This is a genomic window from Paraburkholderia sp. RL18-085-BIA-A (assembly GCF_046027075.1).
Lineage (GTDB): Bacteria > Pseudomonadota > Gammaproteobacteria > Burkholderiales > Burkholderiaceae > Paraburkholderia.
Genome location: NZ_JARESU010000555.1, coordinates 1 through 652, shown reverse-complemented (window position 1 = coordinate 652; position 652 = coordinate 1). Strand labels below are relative to the sequence as shown.

General features: G+C 55.2%; 1 protein-coding gene. It reads left to right on the top strand.

All coding sequences use genetic code 11. From position 1 onward, the window contains the following. Positions 1 to 513: hypothetical protein (locus P0D89_RS53810; RefSeq protein ID WP_408379783.1), on the top strand; the 513-nt coding region annotated here is incomplete at its 5' end. Positions 514 to 652: the final 139 nt, after the last annotated feature.

The window sequence follows — 652 nt, the reverse complement described above, 5'->3', positions numbered from 1 at the left end:
GGTCAGTCTGTTAGCGGCAATGGCGCCCGCGCTATATATCTTGACGACGAAAGCTCAAACGTCAACGTGGCGAACAACTTTGTAACGGGGGCGGGAGCTTTTGCCTTCCAGGTTCACGGCGGCGACCACGTGGTGTTCACCGGCAATTTCTTCGATACCACTGGCATAACGGCTGAGCCCTTTCTCTACGAGGACGATGTCGCTTCCGGCTTTCCCAACTACGGAATGGCGGGCAACTCATTCGTACAGAACACAGTCTACCTGGCTTGCGGTCAGACAGCGAAATGGTCGGAATTGTGGCGGCTTGACGATTCAACGGGAGGCCAAATCGCGCGTCCCGGGAATACCGGCAATACCTACGTAAATATTTCCGCTCAAACGGTAAACGATAGTTCAATGGTCGAGACGGCGCCGGTCTACCAATCGAATTGCGCTGCGGCAACGACGTTGGCACCGCCCAAAATAACGCCTCCTGTCGGACCGCAGGCGCCTTACAACTGCAGCGCGCCGTAGAGCGCGGTTGCCGGATTTACCACTGTCGCCTCTCGGTCGTGCGCCGATGGAGAACAATTCCAGAAACGTGAAAGGGAAACCGCACGGTTGGGTGGTCGATCTGATACGTGACAATTGTGAACTTGTAAATAAGTTTGCT